Source organism: Kitasatospora sp. Ki12 (assembly GCF_054601375.1).
The window spans coordinates 33,448-51,785 of the sequence record NZ_BAAIHT010000006.1; the positions used below are offsets into that span (position 1 = coordinate 33,448).

Sequence of the window (18,338 nt, forward strand, 5' to 3'; positions counted from 1 at the left end):
CCGGCCGCCTGCTCGCGGACGTCCGGAGCCCGTGTGACTGAGCGCTTCAGCTGGCGAGTTGAGCAAAGCCTCTGACCGGCGACGATGTCGACGACCGCTCCGGGGGCGCAGTGGATTGCCATTCATGTTGGAACCAGTTCCGAACATCCCGGGCTTGTGGCGTGCCGGCCCAGCTGGCGCCGCTCGGAATCCCACTGACGCAGTCGGCCTCGGCCATGACGCTCCTGTGTCCTGGCCGGGGCGTAGGAGTTCCAGGTGTTCCTGGCCAAGCAGAGCTGATCACCCGTGATCCTTTCGCCCGTAACTCGGGCGTGTGGACCCGGACAACTGCGTCGGGCGGCGGGAGCGTGACAGCCGGCCTATCGGGCCTACGCTTGAGGAGTGGGCATGCCCTTCTCGATCCGCCTGACCATGTTGCGGGCTTCGGCGACCTGCAGCCGCGGAAACTCGAAGCTCAACACCCCTGCACCCGCCACACCGATGAAGACCCTGAGTGCCTGCGCCACGCCTTCGATCAGTTCGGGTTCAGATATCCATGCAAGCTGGTCCAGGGCGTAGGAATGCAGCAGCTTCTTCGGTTTGGCGACGAAGACTCCCCCGATCGAGAACACCATCAGGCGCTGGTCGGTGAGCCCGACGATGATCCGGCCCGGCAGCGGAAGCTGCGCGGCGGGAACGCCGGCATTGGCACCGCTCGTGACCACGGCCATCGCCGCCGCACCCGCCACTCCGGCGATTCCCGCGGCCCCACCGACCATCGTCTTGCGAACTCCGCCGATCCTGAATCCGAGGATGCCGTACTGCACCTGCTCCCCCGGCAACAGCTCACCGGTCAACCGCTGTTGGACCTTGTCCACCTGGGCCATGTCCTGCTCCTCCCCCCCTCTGCCTGACCGTCGATCTGCCCAAATCGGTCACTCGTGCACGCGGTCAGAGAGTCTACGTAAGCACGCCCCAGGCGATCAACCAGGCCCGGAGACTTGGTATTTCGGGGTTCACTGAGCGTTTCCGGTCTCCGCGGTCGCGATGCAGATCGGCGTGCAGCCCGCGGAGCCGGGGGCGGCCCCTCGCCCGCACCCCGCCGGTGGGCGGCGCCCTGGCTGGCCCAGCTGACCCGGAAGAACTCTCAACTCGCCAAGTCAGGCGCTCATCCGCCAGCTGAAGCGCTCAGTCACAGCCCGCCGGGCCGGCCATCACCGACGGGTAGCGCTACAGCTCGACGTCCATCCAGGCGATGTCGTTCAGCTCGACATCCAGGCGCCGGGCGCGGCCGCCCTGGCGGAAGTAGTGCTCGCCGAGGGCGTCGGCCAGGATCTGCTCCTGCTCGGCCTGGCCGGCTCCGGCGTCCCGGGCGGCGTAGAGTGCCTGGGCGACGCTGCCGGGCAGCTTCTGCGTGATCGCGCGCTGGCGGGGGTCGTCGGTGGAGCCGGCCGCCGCGCTGAAACCGAAGGCGGCCTGCACGTGCAGGGTGAAGCCGTTCTTCTCCGCGTCGCGCCGCACCCGCTGCTTCACCCGCGGCTGCCAGGCCGCCCGGACCGCCTGCTCGACCTTGGCCGCGTTCGCCTTGGCCATCGGGATGTCGCCCTTCAGCTCGCCCTCGGTGACGGCCTTGAGAGCGTGCACCCAGCGCTGCGCGGTGCGCACCGAGACGCCGGCCGCGAGGGCGAGCTGGGCGGTGTCCTCCTTGGCGACCTTCTCCCACAGGAACTTCACCCGGGTGTTCAGGTGCACCGGGATGGAGCGGGTGCGCTCGGCGCGCTCCAGGCCCTCGTCGATCTCCCCCACGGGGCATCAGTCCTTCCTGCCGCCCCGGGTTCCGGGGGCGGCATCGTGTTCGTGTGACGGTGGAGTGGGCGGCCCGCGGGCAGGGACCGGTGGGCCGCCCAGGGGCTACTCGTCGGCGGAGACGACGCCGCCGGTCTTGATGTGCCGGGCCGGGTTCGTGTCGTCGGCGATCAGCTCGGCGATCTCGGCCATCGGCCTGCTGCCCTCGAACTTGACCATCCCCGGGCTGACGCCGAGGCGCAGCGCGGTGGTGAGGGTGCCGTCGGGTCGGGTGAGGACGTCCAGGGCACCAGGGCCCGGGGAGGCGAACACCGCGCAGTCGGAGAGGACGGCGAAGGCGTGCAGGCCGTGGCCGGCCATCTTGCGGAGCTTGCGGTGGAGGTTGACGGTGGCGGTGTCGATGACGAGGGCGCGCATCAGCGGGTCCCAGGTCGGGCGCTCCAGGGCGGCCCAGCGCTCGCCGGCTTTGTAGCCGTGGCCGCGGGGGCGTTCGCGCATCTTGCCGATGGTGCCCTTGGCGGTCTGCTTGATGGCGTGCAGCACGGCGAGCTCCGCCGGGTCGCCGGTGGCCTTGAGGCCGGCCATGGCGTCCAGGAACGCGACCGGGTCGCGGTCGGCGAGGGTGAGCGGGACGCCGAGCGCGGCCATCGTGTCCAGGTAGGCCTGGCGCAGGTGCTTGTGCCACGGGTCCAGGTACGGGCCGTGCTCGTAGCGCAGGTACGCCTCGGTCGGCCGCACGGTGGCGCCGAGCTCCTGGGCGTAGGCCAGCTTCACCGTGGAGTACCAGGCCGGCCCGGTCGGCCGGGAACCGTCCGCGGTGAACGGCGACGGCAACAACGGGTTCGTGTCGACGCCGGACAGGTCGGCCAGCCACGAGCCGGGGATCTTCGCGTCGAAGACCGGGTCGACCACGTACACGGGCGGGCCCAGCGGCAGCGTCAGGCGCCCGGCGGCGGCGAGGAAGGCCATGTTGACGTCCAGGCCGACGCCGTACAACGCCGTCTTCTTCTCGTCGTCGGTGAGCTCGCGGAACCAGTCCCACGCCTCGGTCACCAGCTCCTGTCCCGGGCCGCGGTCCTGGGCGAGCGGGTGCACGTCCAGCACCTCCGGCGGCGCCGGGTCGAACGCGTCCTTCGGCCGGGAACCCTCCACCGCACCCGAGGTCCAGCCGGACTCGGTGCGCACCGCGCGGGTCGGCGGGCGCAGCGCGGTGACCAGTTCCAGGCCCGAGGAGGCGGTGGAGCCGCGCGGGGTGAGCACGCGGGTGGCGTAGGTGCCGAGCAGGCGGGCCAGGCCGGGGGCGTCGAGGCCGTCGGGGATCTGCCAGCCGCCGGTCGCGAGCGCGCCCCAGGCGGGGATGCACAGCTGCACGCAGACCCGCTTGCCGTCCTCCGGCGTGCGGTAGATCCGCGCCCAGGGGCCGAGGCCTCGCTGGGTCAGCAGCCAGCCGGCGCGCTCGATGGCCTTGACGGCCTTGTGGGTCTTCGCCAACGCGCCGAGGCGCTGGACGAACTCGCGCTTCTCATCGCGGCCCATCGGCGGCAGGCCGAGCTCGGCCAGGGCGGTGTCGGTGAGGACGACCAGGGCGTCACCGTCCTTGCCGTGCCTGTGCAGCCGGGGCGAACCGAGACTCGCCTCCAGCGCCCACTCCACGACATCGGCGAGCGTGCGCCCGGCCGGGGCGGTCGGAGCCACCGTGCCGTCGGCGAGGTAGGCCACCAGGCCCTTGCCGGACGGGGCCACGTCCAGGACCGCGAGCGGGCCGGACGGGAACCTGGCGGCCGCCGCGGCCTCCCAATCGGACGGCCCCTCCGCCGCAGCGGGCTTCTTCGCCGGGGCCTTCCGGGCCCGCGAGGACATCGCCGGACGCGACGACGCGCGGTGCGGCGCGGCCGCCGGACCGGCCGCGGGGGCGGCCTGGCGGGGCGCAGCGACCGAAGCGACCGAGACGGCCGGCTCCGGCGACACCACGACGGGGGCGGGCTGCGCGGTGGCCGGGACAGCGGCGGGGCGGCAGAACCCGCCCAGGTGCATCGGGTGGCCCTGGGCCCGGTAGACCGACGGCTGCCCGCACTGCACGCACGGCGCGGGCGCAGCCATCAGCAGCGAGCCGTCCGGGTTCTGGTCCAGCATCACCAGCTGCACCGCCGGGGCCGGCTCTGCGGCGAACGCCTCCGACACCGGAACCGGCGCAGGGGCGCCAGCATGCTGCGCCGCTTCGGCGGGCGCGGGGGCGGGCGCCTGGTCGCCGTCGGCGCGTACGAGGCCGGCAGCCTGCGCGCGGCGCAGCCACTCGGTGGGCTCCACGGTGCCGTGCTGCAGGGCCAGCGTCGCGAGGAACCGGATGTACACCTCGCGCTTGGGCGGCCGCGGCTCCGTCGTCCCGGCCTCCCACCGCACGATCGTCTCCCGGCGTGTCTTCAACGCCGCGGCCAGCTCCTCCTGGGTGTACTCGCCGGCCTTGCGCAGCCGCTCCCGCTCGGCCGGGACCGGCAGGTCATCCACCGGGCGCGGCCGGGCCAGCAGCGCGTCGATCGACGCGAACAGGTCGTCAGTCACAACCTCACCTCCACATCACACACCCTAGCGTGAAAGTCACTCTTGGATCGCACATTTTGGCGCACATTCGCCGGATCGAGACAGTGCGACGCCCCTCGTTGACGAGAGGCGTCGGCATCCCGCCTCAAATGATCTTGACCGTTTGTCAAATGATCTTGACGGACGGTGTCGTCGCGGCCAGCGAGTGCCGTCCTGCCTCCGCGATCAGCCCGTTGGCCTGGTTGGATCTCCGTATGACGGATTGGTCGCAACTCAGCCATGCCTACGGGGCCGCCGAGGACATGCCAGCCCTGCTGGACCGGATTGCAGCAGAGCCGAACGCCGAGCTCTGGAACGACTTGTGGTCGGTGTTGTGTCACCAAGGCAGCGTCTTCTCGGCCAGCTTCGCGGCACTGCCGTGGCTGGCTGGCACGGCTGAGAGCGGGAAGCGGGAACAGGCTGTCAATGCCCTGGTCCTGGCGGGCGCGATTGTGGCCGGCGCCGGTCAGCGGCACGGGGCCGGCGACGTCCGCTCAGAGCGTGCGGCGGAGATCGCAACACTGCTGAGGACTGTGGATCAGTACCGTCAGACCGCTCCAGGCCGCGCCGAGTACATCCATCTCATCGAAGCCATGCTGGCCTTCGAAGGCGTCGCGGGGTGGAGCGAAGACCTGGCCTGGGGGCTCGGGAACGAGGAGTACGAGGTCTCATGCCCAGGCTGCGAGGCAAGCTTGTTCATCGTCTTCGGCGCACGCGGCTACTTCTCCACCAGCGCCGACTACGCGGTCGCGGACGGTGACATCGAGACGAGAGCCCTGCACCCAGCAGCTCCCACAGAACCGGGCGGCATCGGCCGACGACTCCATGACCTCGCACTCGCTGACGGGCAGCGCGAGGTCGCACACGCGCTGACCCACGTCTTCGGCCATGCGACCTGCCCCGACTGCGAGACCGACTTCTCGGTCGCCGACCAAGTCAGCACCGATTGGTGAGCAAGCCCGCGCCGATAGTCAAGATCGTTTGGCAAACGAACAAGATCACCTGACACAGGACACTTGCCACCAGGGCTCGAAAGGAAAGAGGGGCTGTCCCGTCTCGGTCGATCTGGCCCTTGTCTCAGATGATCTGGACCAATTCGCTCGACGTCTCAGATGATCTTGTAGAGCCAGGTGCCCGGCTCTCTGGTCCCGCTCGCAGCCTGACTATGGTGGCGGTCGTGGAGACCTCCGACTCGCCCTTGGCGATACGTGCATGCTGGCTCTCGTGGATCGCGGTCCATGGCGCCAACCAGACCGATCTTGTCGCGCAACTTGGCCTCAGGAACGTGCGCGAGTCAACCTGGGCGGACGGTGTCGATCTCATCGACGAGGTTGCGCACAGCGGCGAGGAGCGATTCTCAACAGTCGTGATCACCCCATCAATCGATGGATGGACCTTGATCGTTGGGGCATGGTGCGGGCTTCCCTATCCGACGCGCACCGACCTCGTCACGAACCTGTGCCGACAACTGAGCTCGGAATTTGGACGAGCTCAGGCCTACTTTCATAGCGAGCAGAATGACGGCGAGGCGTGGCTGATCGCCGAAGGCGGCGCCGTCATCAGGCGGTGGATCGCCGAATATCCTGAGCTGGCGTTGGGCGAGCCTTTTGGCGTCGAGCGCCGCCTCCTGGATGCTTTCGGCATCCCAGGCAAGCCCGAAGACCTCGACCCCGAAGATGACCTGGCCAGCAGTTGGGGAGCCACCTGGGGCGACTGCGAGGCGCCGACCGTCGCTGCGGAATCGAGCCTTGATCCCCGGCAGATCGGGCCGGACACCAGTGCATCCGGAATCGTCCTCGTCGCCGACACGGTTTGAGGCGGGTTGTCACCCTTTCGCGTGACGTCTCCGGCTCTTGGCCATCGTGGCCCGCAGGGTGCTCCACCCTCGCAGTGACGGGGGGCTCCCGGCAGGGCGGAGGTGTTCGTGGACGGGGCCGCAGCAGTGGTCGTTGCCCGGGAGTACGCCTCAGGCGTCGAGGTCAGGTTCATCGACGCTGACGGCGTCGATCGTTCCGGCCCGTTGGCGTGCTGGTGGGCGGAGCCCTTCGAACTGGCACTGCCAGTAAGGCCGTTCGCCTCGTTTAAGGGGCAGAAGAACTTCACCGGCGAGTACTGGGCGGCGACGTCGCGGACCCAGGTGGGCTATGAGTCGTGGGTGGAAAGGGATGCGGCGATGGCGTTGGACTTCGATCCCGCTGTCGTCGCGCTGGCCTCGCAGCCCTTCCGCCTTGCCTGGACGGACGGGGAGCGGGAGCGCGGGCATACCCCGGACTACTTCGCCCGGTTGTTGGACGGCACAGGTGTCGTTGTCGACGTGCGACCGGAGGACCTGGTCGATGAGGCCACCGCCGAGGTCTTCGCGTTCACCGCGCGAATCTGCGAGGCGGTGGGCTGGCAGTTCCGCCACCTCGGCGACCTGAACCAGCCCTACCGGGCGAACCTGCGCTGGCTGGCCCGCTACCGACACCGCCGCTGCCATCGCGCGCCGGTGGCCGACCGGCTGCGGGAGGTCTTCACCGATCCGCTGCCCCTGCTTACGGGGGCTGAGCGGGTCGGGGACCGGCTGGCCGTATTGCCAGTGCTCTACCACCTGCTCTGGCGGCACGAGCTGACGGCGGACCTGACGACGGCCCCACTGGGCACCGCCACCCTGGTGCACCTGGCGTCCCGGGAACGACCGTGAATTCCGCACGACCCGGGCAACTGCGGCTCGGCGACCGAATCAGATTTCAGAAGCACACCTACACGGTCGTCGGCCTGACCGGGATGCAGGTCTGGCTTGCCGACACGCACGGCGTCGGCATGCTCGTCGACCAGGTCCACCTGCAGTCCGCCGAGGACTTCGCGGTGCTCGGGGCCGGCAACCGCACCGCGCTGGGCTCGGCCGCGCTGCTGGACACACTGCCCAAGCCGGTGGCCGAGCGCGCTCTGTGGTGGCAGCGGCACCTGGTCGAACTCCTCACCGGCCTGCCGCCCGACGCCCCGGCCGGGAGCGGGGCGAAGCCCGAGTACGACCCGGCGTGCCGCTCGTTGGCGGAACGCGAGCGGGCGAAGGCTGCCGAGCTGACCGCGCTGGGCGAAGAGGTCACAGCACGGACGGTGAAGCGCAAGCGCCAGCAGTACGAGGCCGGCGGAATCGCGGCGGTGGTGGACCGCCGGCTCGCCCCGCATGCCTCGCTCCTCGGCCGGGCCGATCCGCTGGTGGTGGCGGCGATCCGCCAGGCAATCAGCGAGAGCGTTTCGGCCTCCACCCGCACGATCGAGTACGCGCGCTGGCGGACCGAGCGGATCCTGGACGCCGAACACGGCCAGGGCGCGGTGGGGATGCCGTCGCGGGCCACGTTCTACCGGCTCTTCGACAAGCTTTCGCACGGCGTCCACGTCACCGGATCGGCGCGCACGCGCCGCTCGTTGGCCGACCAGCCCGAGGGGCCGTTCCGCTACGAGTCGGTCGCTGCCCCGGGCGAGCTGATGCAGATCGACTCCACCCCGCTGGACGTGCTGGTGCGGTTGGACGAGGGGATCCCCGGTCGCGTCGAGCTAACCGGACTGGTCGACGTCGCCACCCGCACCATCGCCGCCGCGGTGGTGCGGCCGACCACCAAGTCGGTGGATGCCTCGCTGCTGCTGGCCCGCGCGCTGACCCCGGAGCCGATGCGACCGGGCTGGGCTCAGGCGCTTGCGATGTCCCGCTCGGTGCTGCCGCACCGCAGGCTGCTGTCCCTGGACGAGCGCCTCGAACACGCCGCCGCCCGACCGGTGATCATCCCCGAGATGATCGTCTGCGACCGGGGCAAGGCCTTCATCTCGGACAACTTCCGCTCCGCCTGCCGCACCCTGGAAATCACCTTCCAGCCCTGCCACCCGCGCTCCCCGGCGGAGAAGCCCCACATCGAACGCACGCTTGAATCAGTGGCCACCCTGTTCTGCCAGTTCATCCCCGGCTATCTCGGCCGCACCGCCGAACACCGCGGCCGAGGCGTGGAGGACGAACCACTGTGGTCGATGCTGGAAATCCAGGAATTCCTGGACGAATGGCTTGTCGCGCACTTTACCGACCACAGGAGCTCGATTCCGGCTCTGACCTGCGGTGATCCATAGACTACATGTCCGTGACGACGAGTTGTGGTCGTTGCTGTAGCTCGTCCGGGTGATCTCATGGGACGGCCCGTCCACCGGGATGGGCCGTAGTGCCGACAAGGCGAGACCACGTAGCCGGTCCGGGGCCGGGTCCCGGCCGGGACCTTCGTCGATGCTGCGGAAGGACACGGCGTCCGATGGCTTGGACGGGCGGCGAAAGCTGAGCAGGAGACGCCGCGTCGCCCATGCCCAAGCCAGGGCGATTCCTCGCCGACCGTGAGTATTCCGGAGGCACGCTCCGCCTGGGTAGGCCGGGCGCGCTGGCGTCACAGAGTTTTCAGCTCTTGGCGATACCGTTCGATTGATCTGCTGGTGAGGAAAATCTGGTCCTGAATCCCCCACAGGCTAGCGACTCCGATTGGGCCATTCCATGGAATGTTCCATTCATCTGGCCAACGCCAGTGATCGTCGACCGGATCTACCCTGTTTCCTCGAAGCGATCGCAGCTCGCGCGCGCGGAGTCTTTGAAGCTCGCTCAGGCGGAACTTCAGAATTTCGATAAATTCCCTCATGGTGGGCAGTCGGATGCGATCCAAGCCACCGGATTGATTGATCCGCTTGGCTGCTTCGGCTAGGATCTCATAGCTGTATTCGAAGATTGGAGCCTCTGATGCAATTACGGCCCAGTGGAGATATCTGTTCCGGGACTCCTTGGGGTGAAGATGCCAAATCGCGTGACCGCTCATTTCGTCGACGAGTCTCTCGACTAAAGAGATTCTGTGCAGCCTTGCGGACAGTACGGCACCTGTACTGAGTGCCTGCGCGGTATTCTCGAACTCTTGATGTGGGGCGTGGAGGAGTTCATTGGTCGTCCGCATATATTCCACAAGAGCGCCAGCGAGGCTTCCTCGTATAACCCCTTGGCTTGAGAGTCGCCCGACCATGTCCGAGACGTCACCCATTTCATGGCCGGAGAGTTGGAAGATCTCGTGGTCCATCGTTAGCCGTAGCGCGGCAAGAGCCTCGCGCGGTTTGCCGGCCACCTCTGATGTCGACTTGAGTGTTCTCGCCGCATTTCCATGGCAAACGAGGGCCAGCACATTGCTGCGCAGTCCGCCAAAGATTGCAATCGCGTCGCCACGAGAAAGCTTATATGCGCTACGGTTGGTTTTGTAGTCTTGGGCTGCCTGAAGCAGGTTGACGCGGAGGTTTTCGGCGACTTCTTGGACTGTCGCCCCGAAAAATAGGCCACCGAGAGCCTGTTCATAGGCGTCGTTTGCTCTTGATGAGTTGCGGCAGGGGTGAATCAGGTAGGTGTTGAATCCCAGAAAAGCGCGGCTCGGCGACCTGCCAAAGCGTGACGCCCCCAATCCGTCAGCAGCGTGGCAGGCGATGGCGATAAGAACTCCCTGAATGTAGCCCTCATTGGCGAGATCGATGAGAGCCTGCCCGCGAGTTTCCAATGCATCGGGCTTTCCGTGGCCAAAGTAGATGACGGCTGCGTAATGCGGCAGCGCCGACTCGACGGCTTTCCGGGTCGCGGACATCCCGTGAAGCACTGTCGTCGAGTGATGCGAGGGGCACTGATTTGCGAGTCCCTGTGCAATGCCGGACAGCGCCCGTGGAGTTCCAGGATCATCGGGGGTGATCAGAAGGTACTCAGTCATGCTCAAGTCGCCAATCTTGAATATCCTCGCGCAACGCCTCGATCACTTGACTAATCGCATCCCGAACACCCCCGGAATAGCCGCTAAGTCCTACGGAGAGTAGACGTAGAACTGGCACCCTCAGGTGCGATTCCTCATTCGATACTGCATGGGCAATATCTCGTGGGGTGATGATCTGGTCACCCTGATCTGGGGCCGTGCTGGCGATATAGAGGAGCGGCTGATCGGCGAGAGGGTGTTCCTCAGCCCACTCGCTCAAGACGAGCCCAAGTTCGCTTAGATACTCCGATGGAAGCTGTTGATCGTGAACCTCTGAGGTCCAATCGCTGGGATCCCAGATGCTCATCAATCGGCGTCCTCATCCGCGATCCCGAGAAGTGCCTGGCTCGGCTCAAGTGTCACCTTTAGGCGATGAACAGTGGAGCGGTTTGCCCCCTTCTCTCCACCTGCTTCGAACCCGACACCGAACACCTTCAGATTAATACTGCCCTTTCCCTTTCCGGCGCGCTCCACCGTGAATGATAATTCGACTTCCGTTTCCTTGAGATTCAGGATTGCCTCTTGGTTGCCGTTGAGCAGTCGTTGTTGTGCGGCCACGAGGTCCGAACGAAGTGCCTCGAATACCGCTGGAAGCCCGTATCCCTCAGATGGCTCAGTAGCGGAATCAGTCATAGCTCGATTCAAACCACCATGGCACTTGCCGTCCTGTGGGGAGGCGGCCATGTGGCCTATTCCCGGCTCAAGCGCGCTCGACATGTCGGCGCCTTGCTCGGTGATGCATCCTGTCCCCACCGCGGTCACTACACCAGGCCGAACGGCCCCTCCTCGAGTTGTCAGGTGCCCAAGATCTGAGCTTCGAGGTCGGCAACGCGCCGGTCCTGGAAGCGGAGGTTGGTGCGGGCGGCTTTGAGTCGCTCGTCGAGGGTGCGGTTGTCGGTGGTGAGCTGGCGGACGCGCTGCTTGAGGGTGGTGTTCTCGGTGGTGATCCGCTGGAGGGTCTCTTGTGTCCACTCGGCTTGCAAGTCGCGGACCTGGCCGAGGAGTTCGCCGATTCGGGTTCGCTGGGACTGGATCTCGGTGTGGGCGGCCTTGAGGGCTTCCTCGGCGTTCAGTGCGCGTTCACGCCAGGTCGCTTCGCGCTGGTCCTCCTGCTCGGCGAGGCTTCGGTGGCGGTGGTCGCCGGCCTCGGCCAGTGCTGCGGCGACGGCGGCTCTGGCCCCGGGGTTGTCGTAGAGGAAGGTGCGGGAGACGTCTGCGCGGCGGGCGACAGCGGCGATGCTGATCTGCGCCTTCTCCCGGCGGAGGCGGGTGATGGCATCGTGGACGCGTCCGAGTGCGGTCTGTGTCTTGCGGTTCCGGGCGGCGAGAGCCGCGGCGGTGCGGGCCTGGGGGACGGTGCCGGTGTTCATGCGGCCTGCCCTGCCATGTCGTCCGCGCTTTCGGAACCAGCCTCGGCGAGGTCGGCCGCGCGGAACGCGGTGGACCAGATCCGCTGGAAGAGTCCTGTGGTTTGCGCAGGTCCAGGGCGAGCGCGTCGTCGAGGAGGCCCAGTCCTGCGAGAGCTTTCTCCAGGCCGTCGATGGCGCGGGCGGTGGGCTCGAAGTAGCGGTGGAGGTAGTCGGCGGTGGTGTCGTCGGGGGCGCCTTCGGCCAGCAGCCGCCACTGCTCGCGCTTGCGTCGCCAGTAGAGCAGGTCGGCGCCGGAGAGCACGAACTTGTCACAGTTGTGGCAGTCGAGGTTCCACGGGCAGGCGCCGCCGTCGACGACGGGTTGGAAGGTGCAGAAGCCGCCCTCGGCGGGGGTGCTGCGGCGGGACAGGTCGACGGCGATGGCCTGGGCCTGCTCGCGGGTGAGCGGGGTCGCCGGTTCGGTGAGGAGTTCGCCGGGGCTGGCGGTGCCGGGGCCGGCGACCCAGACGTGCTGCAGGACGTCCTCCAGGTCGGACTGGGTCAGGTGGATGTAGTGCTCGGCCATCCGCTCGGAGACGTGGCCGAGGTAGCGGCGGACGTGGGTCAGGGTCGCGCCGGCCCGCAGCAGACTGGTCGCCAGCGAGTGGCGGGCCTGGTGGGGAACCCCGCGGCCGATGTCGAGGTCGTCGATCCAGGGCTTGAAGCCCTTGTGGAACCACTTGTAGCTCAGCGGCCGGTGTCCGTCGCGGTTGCGGATGTTGGTGGGGAACAGCGCCATGTGGGTGCGTTCCTCGGCGGTGGGGGGCCGGTTGTTCCGGGCCTCGAACAGGGTCAGGGTCTTTTGCTGGCGGGCTTCGAGGAGTTGGTGGACGCGCTCGGGGATCCGCAGGGCCTGGTCGTAGTTGCCGACTTTGGTCTGGTCGTGCCAGAGCATCGGCAGTCCGCCGTAGCGGCCGAGGCAGTCCAGGCGGAGCTGGAGGACCTCGCTGCAGCGGCGGCCGGTGACGAGGATGGTCTCCCAGGCGTCCCGCAGGCCGCGGTCGAACGTGTCGTGGGTCTCGGCGAGCCGGCTCAGGTTGGTCTCGTCGGCGAGCGCGCGGGCGACACCGTCAGCGAACGGCTGCCGAGAGCGGCTGATCATCCGCCCCGGGGCGGGCATGGCCGCGATGAAGGCCCGGTCCAGGCCGAGGCGTTCGGCCTCCCCCGACTCCAGTGCCCCGCGCAGGAGCCGCCGGGTGCGGTGGAAGACGCGCTGTCGGGTGTTGGCGGTCACGATCGACGGTTTGCCGTGGACGCCTCTGGCCGCCAGCGAGACCAGGCCGTCCCGCTCGCGTTGCCGCTGGTCGGCGACGAACTGGTGCATGTGGTCTGCCGTCAGTCCTCGCGGGTCGTGACCGCCGGCGGGAGCGTGAAGTTCCAGGAAGGTGCTCAGCTCCAGACCGGCGCGGCGCATGTCGTCGAAGGTGCCTCCGCTGCGCGGGCAGCTGGGAGAACGCAGGATCGCGACCAAGTGGTCCCAGATCAGGTCGCGTAGCCATCGTTGGGAGACGCCGGTGAGGTCCATGTGGACCGAGCGGCCGGTGAGCTTCCTCCCGAAGTGCTCGGTGAGGATGTATCCGAGCTCGCGCGTCTCGGTCGGCGTCACGTAGAGGGGTTGCAGCCAGTCGGTCACGGCCCGGACGATGTGGACCGCCTCGCGGCTGACCGCCTTCCGCAGAAGCCGTTCCTCCTCGGGACCCGTGTCCGTCAGCGACCGCAGGCCGTGCTCGCGGGCGAAGTTCGCCAGGCCCTGCCAGGTGACCAGTTCCCAGCGGCCGTGCGCCTTCTGGGTGTAGGCGAACATGCCCCACTTGATCTCGGCCCGCAACAGCGGGTGCAGGCCCCGGAGGTTGACCTGCGCGGGGCGGAGCACGGCCGGGACGGTCGCGCACCAGCGCTGGAAGGCGTGCTCGTCCTGGTAGCTGACCGGCGCGACCAGCCCTCGGCGACCGTAGCGGTTGCCCCACTGCGACGGCAGGGCCGCTCCACCAGGTCTGCCGTCCCTGCCGTAGCGCCGCTCGTGCCGGAAACACAGCCCGAGCGGGGAGTCCGCCAGTTCCGGGCAGACCTGGACCCGGCAACTGCCGAAGCCGGGCAGCGCATGCTGATCGAGGAGCCAAGCGTCGAAGTCGGCGTCGCCGTTGCGGCGGCCGCGATGGTTGTACCAACGGAACTCGTGATAGTGGCAGAGCTCCAGCCTGCGGTGACGGGAAGGACGCCCCGGACAGATCTGGCAGAAGCATTGCTCCACCCCATCCCCAGGGCCGACGGGCGGCGCGGTGCGGAGGAACTCGGCTCGTGTTCCTCCCCGGCCGCGGTGCTCACGCCAGAGCATCTCGTGGGTCGAGCACAGGTCGCCGTGCCCCATCGTGGACCTCTCGCACTCCGCCGTCAGGCAGTTCCACCGGTAGACCGGGTGGTTCGGCGGGACCTTGACGATGTCGGGGCGGAACAACTCGTCGAACGACGGGGTGCCGATCAACGCGGTGAGGACTTCCAGCCGGTCCCGGCCGGTGCGGGTGTCCTGCTGCGGCAACAGGGTCGTCACGGTCACTTCGGCTCACCCCAGACCGTGCGCAGGGCCGCGTCGAAAGCTGGATCGTGGATGTCGACGTGGCCGTAGACCTCGTCGACCGTGGCAGCCGAGGCCCAGCCGCCGGCGTCGCGGGCGATCAGCAGGTTGCCGTCCGATGCGTCGAGAACCGCGCTGGTGAAGTTGTGACGGAAGGCATGGGGTTTCACCAGGCCCAGGCCAGAGCGTTTCCCGGCGCGGCCGAGCATCCGGCGGGCCCCGACCGGTGACCACGGCTGCCCGGTCCCGGGGCCGTGGAGCTGGACCAGGAGCATCCCGTGCCCGGCGGCGGCGCGCGGATACTCACCGCCGGTGAGGTACTCGAAGTAGGTGTGCACCATCGCCGGGCTGACCCGCTTGATCAGCCCACCGGTCACAGTGCCGTGCTCGATGCGCCAGGGGTGCTTGGTCTTCGCCTCGGCCCGGTTGGGGTTGTCCGGTCGGTGGCAGACGTGCAGGTGAGGGCTGCGGCACTCGCCGCAGGCCGCGTTCTCGCGCAGGTGCAGGTCCACCAGGTGCAGCCCGCAGAGCTCGCCGATCCGAAGCCCGCCGTCGGCCAGCCAGGTCACCAGCAGCCGGTCCCGGGCCGAGTTCACCGTCTCCAGCAGTCGCTCGCGGGCCCCGTCCGGCAGCATCTTCGGATGCCGGCGGTGCGGTCCCTTCGGCGCGAGCGGGTTGGCGGGCATGGCCGTCTTCACGTGCCCCAGGAGCGAGCGGTGACGGTCCACCCGCGACGGCAGCCGAGTGCCGTCGAGCTTCTCGCCGAGCTCGACGTTGACGCCGAGAGAGGCTTGGTGCAGGTAGAAGCCCTTCACGCAGGAGGCCGCCGCCGACAGGGCGGACCGGCCGTACGGGCGCTTGCCCACCCGCCACGGCTCCCCGAGCGGCATGCGGACCTCGGCCCCGACGATGCCCATGTACCGTTCCAGGTCGCGTAGTTGGACCGCGCTGAATGCCAGACACTCGCGCTCCAGCCAGCGCAGATGGTCCACCAGCAGATAGGCGTAGGTCCGCTGTGTCCCCGAACCGTCGTGCCGGCGCAGGAACCGGTCTGCTTCAACGTGAAGAGTGCCCTCGGGCAAGAGGATCGTCCAGGACCTCCACCCGCCCTTCCGATCGATCTGCTGGACCCTCAAGTCCCCGATGATGACGTGCCGTGCCACTCGTCCTCCGTACCGACTCCGGAACATGACGGACGTCCCGGTCTCGGTCGGTAAACGAGCCCATGACGTCCACGTCACAGGCCCAGACGGACATCACGGGCAGCACAACTCACGGTCGGTAAAGCCAAGTGGCAGAACAGACCCCACGACGGGCTCCGCGATCCGGGTATCCCCGGCCGCACTTTCACCCCGAACCAGAAGTACGCCGCCTCGGTCGAGAGCGCCGGCTATGTCCCCCTCGCCCTCGGCGGTGACGACTACGTCGAGCTGCTGCCCGCCACTTGGCGGGCCGTCAACTCCTATGGAATCAAGATCAACAACCGGATCTACGACTGCCATGACCTGGGCTCGTTCCGCCGTCAGCCCTCGGGCGTTACGCGCAAAAGGAACCTGTGGGAGATCCACCGCGACCCCTACGACGCCAACTGGATCTGGATGCGCAACCACTGGGAGACCGGCTGGATCCCAGTCCCCTGGAAACATCTCGGCAGTGTCCCGCAACCCTTCGGCGACCTGGCCTGGGACCACGCGGCAGCCGACCTGCGGAGCAACGGCAACCCGATGCCAACCGAGGAGGAGACCGCCCAGGCCGTTGCCAGGCTGCTGGTCAGAGCCAACCAGGGACCGACCGTCCAGGGCGACGGTCCGCCCGCCCGGCCGTCCAAGCGCGATCGGCGCGTCGCTGCCCGGACCCGCGCCGCCGCCGAGAGCCCCGGACCACGTCCACCCAGGCCAGAGGCGCCGCCAGCCACCGAGTATGAGTCGCCCCTCCACGATGACGAGGCCGTGGACGGCACAGATGACGAGCCGATCGCGAAGGTTATCCCGCTCGGCGTCTTCGACCCCTTCAAGGAGGCGGACAAGCGATGGTGACCGCGATCGGACCCACCCCCGGCCAGGATTCGGACCTGGGCCGTCAGCACGGATGGCGACGCGCCCTCGACCGCGAAGACCTGCACTGCTACCTCACCACCCTGGAGGGCTGGCGGGAGTTCACCACCCAGGACCCAGCCCCGCCCGACCTCCTGACCGCGAACCAACTCGCCGACCTGGACGACGACGGACGGCTGGACTACGACGACTGCCGCCTTGACTACCACACCCGCCTGACCGTGGCTGCGACGACCTCCACCTTGCGCACCGTCGTCCATGCTGGCAGGCGCCTGACCCTACTCAACCGGCACGCGATCAGCGCTCGCCGGGGCCTGATCCTGTCCGGCGCGGCCGGGACCGGAAAGACCACCGCACTCACCCAGTTCGGCAAGACCATCGAGGTCATCGACCGGCGCCAGCACCCGGGCGTCGACCGGATCCCAGTCGTCTACGTCACGGTCCCGCCCGCCGCGACCTCGCGCATGCTGGCCGTCGAGTTCGCCCGCTTTCTCGGCCTGCCCGTCACTACACGCGCCAACATCACCGACGTCATCGAGGCCGTCTGCGGCGTCCTCATCGACGCGAGAGTGAGCGTCGTGTGTGTCGACGAGCTGCACAATCTCTCGCTCGCGACCAGGAACGGCGCCGAGGTCTCCGACACTCTGAAGTACTTCTCCGAGCGGATCCCGGCCACCTTCGTTTATGCCGGAGTGGACCTGGAGGCGAACGGGATGTTCAACGGCACCCGCGGCCGGCAGATCGCCGGACGCTTCGCGGTCATCGACACCGTCCCCTTCCCCCGCACCCAGGAGTGGAAGGGCCTGGTCAGTACCTTTGAGGAGGCCCTGCGACTGCACCACCATCGGCCCAAGTCCCTGGAAGGGCTGGCTAATTACCTTCATCAACGGACCGGCGGCATGATCGGCAGCCTCTCCCACCTCATCCGCGGCGCCGCTATCGACGCCATCCTGGACGGCACCGAGAAGATCACCCGCCAGTCGCTGGAGCGCGTCAAACTCGATCGCGCCGCCCAGACCCGCAAGGCCAAGCCCGCCTCATGACCGTTGGCACTGTCGACGGTGACCGCGTCCGCCTGCTGCCGGTCCGGCCTCGCCCCAAAGCCGGGGAGACCACCGACTCCTACGTCCGTCGCCTGGCCCGCGCGAACCACCTCAAACCCAGCTACCTGCGCGGATACCTGGTCGGACCGCCGGACTACGGCCAGGGCAAGCGTCCCAGAGCCGACCGGCTCGCCGCCGTCACCGGGCGTCGGCAAGACGTGCTGGAACGGGCGTTGGTCGACCTGGTGCGACAGGAACGTTCCGAGCCGACCAAGCCCAAGCGCCACGTCACGACCAGCGCCGACAAGCCCGCTCTCTTCGCTGCCATCCGACGAGATGCTGAACAAGAAGGATCGACGGTCCGAAGCCTGGCTGATCGACACCGCGTCAGTCGATACATGATCCGCCAGGCCCTGGCCTCGCCCACGCCACCGCCCCGCAAAAAGCGCCCCGCCATCGCAGGCCACGCCAAGGGCCGAGTCGGCCCCGCCATCGACATCATCTTGGACGAGCACGCCGCCACACACGCAGGCCAAGTCCCCACGGTGAGACTGGTCTGGGAACGGCTGCTGGACGAACACGACGCTGACGTCTCCTACGGCACCGTTCACCGCTACATGTCCAGCCATCCGCTCAAGAAACCGGGCAGCATGACCAGCCACCCCCGAAGCACGTCCAGCGACCCGCTGACCGAATCCCAACGGACCCTCCACGCTGGCGTGTTCAAGCACTATCAGGGCCTCGTGGCCGCCGTTCGCCGGGAACCAGCCAGGCATGGCCTCGACACCACCTTCGCCACGACTACCGCCTTCATCCTCGGCCTGGACGCCGGCACCTCCGGGAGCATGCTCACCGGCTTCCGGGAATGGCTCGTCGTCCGACTCAACCGCGACAACAACCTGACCTGGCCGGCTCTGGTCCGCCACCTCGCCCCAGGCGGCTGGATCCACCCGCTCACACCCCGGGCCGACACCGAGGCTGTGATCACTCTCCATCGACTCCTCGCCGAGTTCTTCGACGCGCGAGAGCAGTCGGACAGTCTCGCCAGGATCTTCAGGGACTACCAGTCGTGGCTGACCGCCCAGACCTGATATCACCTCGAAGCGACGTCA

The 18,338-nt window shown here is 68.1% G+C and carries 15 protein-coding genes and 2 pseudogenes; 7 read left to right on the top strand and 10 right to left on the bottom strand.

Annotated elements, in window-relative coordinates; translation table 11 throughout:
* Positions 1–368 precede the first annotated feature (368 nt).
* The 3 genes from ACYP53_RS42490 to tap all read right to left on the bottom strand — a co-directional run bounded on the left by ACYP53_RS42490 (position 369) and on the right by tap (position 4,344).
* Positions 369–866 (bottom strand): hypothetical protein, encoded by a 498-nt coding sequence (locus ACYP53_RS42490; RefSeq protein WP_459651423.1) that lies wholly within the window; start codon positions 864–866, stop codon positions 369–371.
* A 343-nt stretch (positions 867–1,209) separates the two neighbouring features.
* Positions 1,210–1,785: a telomere-protecting terminal protein Tpg gene (gene tpg / locus ACYP53_RS42495; protein WP_459651424.1), complete on the bottom strand. Its 576-nt coding sequence runs from the start codon at positions 1,783–1,785 to the stop codon at positions 1,210–1,212.
* A 105-nt stretch (positions 1,786–1,890) separates the two neighbouring features.
* Positions 1,891–4,344: a telomere-associated protein Tap gene (tap, locus tag ACYP53_RS42500; RefSeq protein WP_459651425.1), complete on the bottom strand. Its 2,454-nt coding sequence runs from the start codon at positions 4,342–4,344 to the stop codon at positions 1,891–1,893.
* A 149-nt stretch (positions 4,345–4,493) separates the two neighbouring features.
* Between tap and ACYP53_RS42505 the strand changes: the two genes are divergently transcribed.
* From ACYP53_RS42505 to ACYP53_RS42520, 4 genes are all read left to right on the top strand, one after another.
* Positions 4,494–5,315: a hypothetical protein gene (locus ACYP53_RS42505; protein WP_459651426.1), complete on the top strand. Its 822-nt coding sequence runs from the start codon at positions 4,494–4,496 to the stop codon at positions 5,313–5,315.
* A gap of 224 nt (positions 5,316–5,539) precedes the next feature.
* Positions 5,540–6,178 carry a hypothetical protein gene (locus tag ACYP53_RS42510; protein WP_459651427.1) on the top strand — a complete coding sequence of 213 codons (639 nt, stop codon included), beginning with the start codon at positions 5,540–5,542 and terminating at the stop codon, positions 6,176–6,178.
* Positions 6,179–6,286: 108 nt separating this feature from the next.
* On the top strand, positions 6,287–7,045 hold the full coding sequence (locus ACYP53_RS42515; RefSeq protein WP_459651428.1) for a TnsA-like heteromeric transposase endonuclease subunit: 759 nt from the start codon (positions 6,287–6,289) through the stop codon (positions 7,043–7,045).
* Positions 7,042–8,463, top strand: a complete 1,422-nt coding sequence (locus tag ACYP53_RS42520; RefSeq protein WP_459651429.1) for a transposase family protein — start codon at positions 7,042–7,044, stop codon at positions 8,461–8,463. Before ACYP53_RS42515 ends, ACYP53_RS42520 begins: the two co-directional genes overlap by 4 nt.
* Positions 8,464–8,768: 305 nt before the next feature.
* Here ACYP53_RS42520 and ACYP53_RS42525 read toward each other — a convergent pair whose 3' ends face one another.
* The 7 genes and pseudogenes from ACYP53_RS42525 to ACYP53_RS42555 form a co-directional block, all read right to left on the bottom strand.
* Complete coding sequence (locus ACYP53_RS42525; protein WP_459651430.1) at positions 8,769–10,115, bottom strand: hypothetical protein; 1,347 nt, start codon at positions 10,113–10,115, stop codon at positions 8,769–8,771.
* Positions 10,102–10,455, bottom strand: a complete 354-nt coding sequence (locus tag ACYP53_RS42530; RefSeq protein ID WP_459651431.1) for a hypothetical protein — start codon at positions 10,453–10,455, stop codon at positions 10,102–10,104. The genes ACYP53_RS42525 and ACYP53_RS42530 overlap by 14 nt, the downstream gene beginning before the upstream one ends.
* Positions 10,455–10,865 carry a trypco2 family protein gene (locus tag ACYP53_RS42535; protein ID WP_459651432.1) on the bottom strand — a complete coding sequence of 137 codons (411 nt, stop codon included), beginning with the start codon at positions 10,863–10,865 and terminating at the stop codon, positions 10,455–10,457. Before ACYP53_RS42535 ends, ACYP53_RS42530 begins: the two co-directional genes overlap by 1 nt.
* 77 nt (positions 10,866–10,942) lie before the next feature.
* Positions 10,943–11,131, bottom strand: coding sequence for a hypothetical protein (locus ACYP53_RS42540; RefSeq protein ID WP_459651513.1), 189 nt, complete (start codon positions 11,129–11,131; stop codon positions 10,943–10,945).
* A gap of 102 nt (positions 11,132–11,233) precedes the next feature.
* Positions 11,234–11,518: pseudogene (locus ACYP53_RS42545) on the bottom strand (DUF6262 family protein); the annotation flags it as partial.
* Between the two features lie 595 nt (positions 11,519–12,113).
* Positions 12,114–13,925 (bottom strand): annotated as a pseudogene (locus ACYP53_RS42550) (tyrosine-type recombinase/integrase); the annotation flags it as partial.
* A 182-nt stretch (positions 13,926–14,107) separates the two neighbouring features.
* Entirely contained in the window at positions 14,108–15,265 is a 1,158-nt protein-coding gene (locus tag ACYP53_RS42555; RefSeq protein WP_459651433.1) for a site-specific integrase, read from the bottom strand.
* Between the two features lie 462 nt (positions 15,266–15,727).
* On the opposite strand from ACYP53_RS42555, the gene ACYP53_RS42560 reads away from it, so the two are divergent.
* The 3 genes from ACYP53_RS42560 to ACYP53_RS42570 are packed head-to-tail and all read left to right on the top strand — an operon-like array spanning position 15,728 to position 18,317.
* Complete coding sequence (locus ACYP53_RS42560) at positions 15,728–16,165, top strand: hypothetical protein (RefSeq protein ID WP_459651434.1); 438 nt, start codon at positions 15,728–15,730, stop codon at positions 16,163–16,165.
* On the top strand, positions 16,159–17,226 hold the full coding sequence (locus tag ACYP53_RS42565; RefSeq protein WP_459651435.1) for a TniB family NTP-binding protein: 1,068 nt from the start codon (positions 16,159–16,161) through the stop codon (positions 17,224–17,226). The genes ACYP53_RS42560 and ACYP53_RS42565 overlap by 7 nt, the downstream gene beginning before the upstream one ends.
* Entirely contained in the window at positions 17,223–18,317 is a 1,095-nt protein-coding gene (locus tag ACYP53_RS42570; RefSeq protein WP_459651436.1) for a TniQ family protein, read from the top strand. The genes ACYP53_RS42565 and ACYP53_RS42570 overlap by 4 nt, the downstream gene beginning before the upstream one ends.
* Positions 18,318–18,338 lie beyond the last annotated feature (21 nt).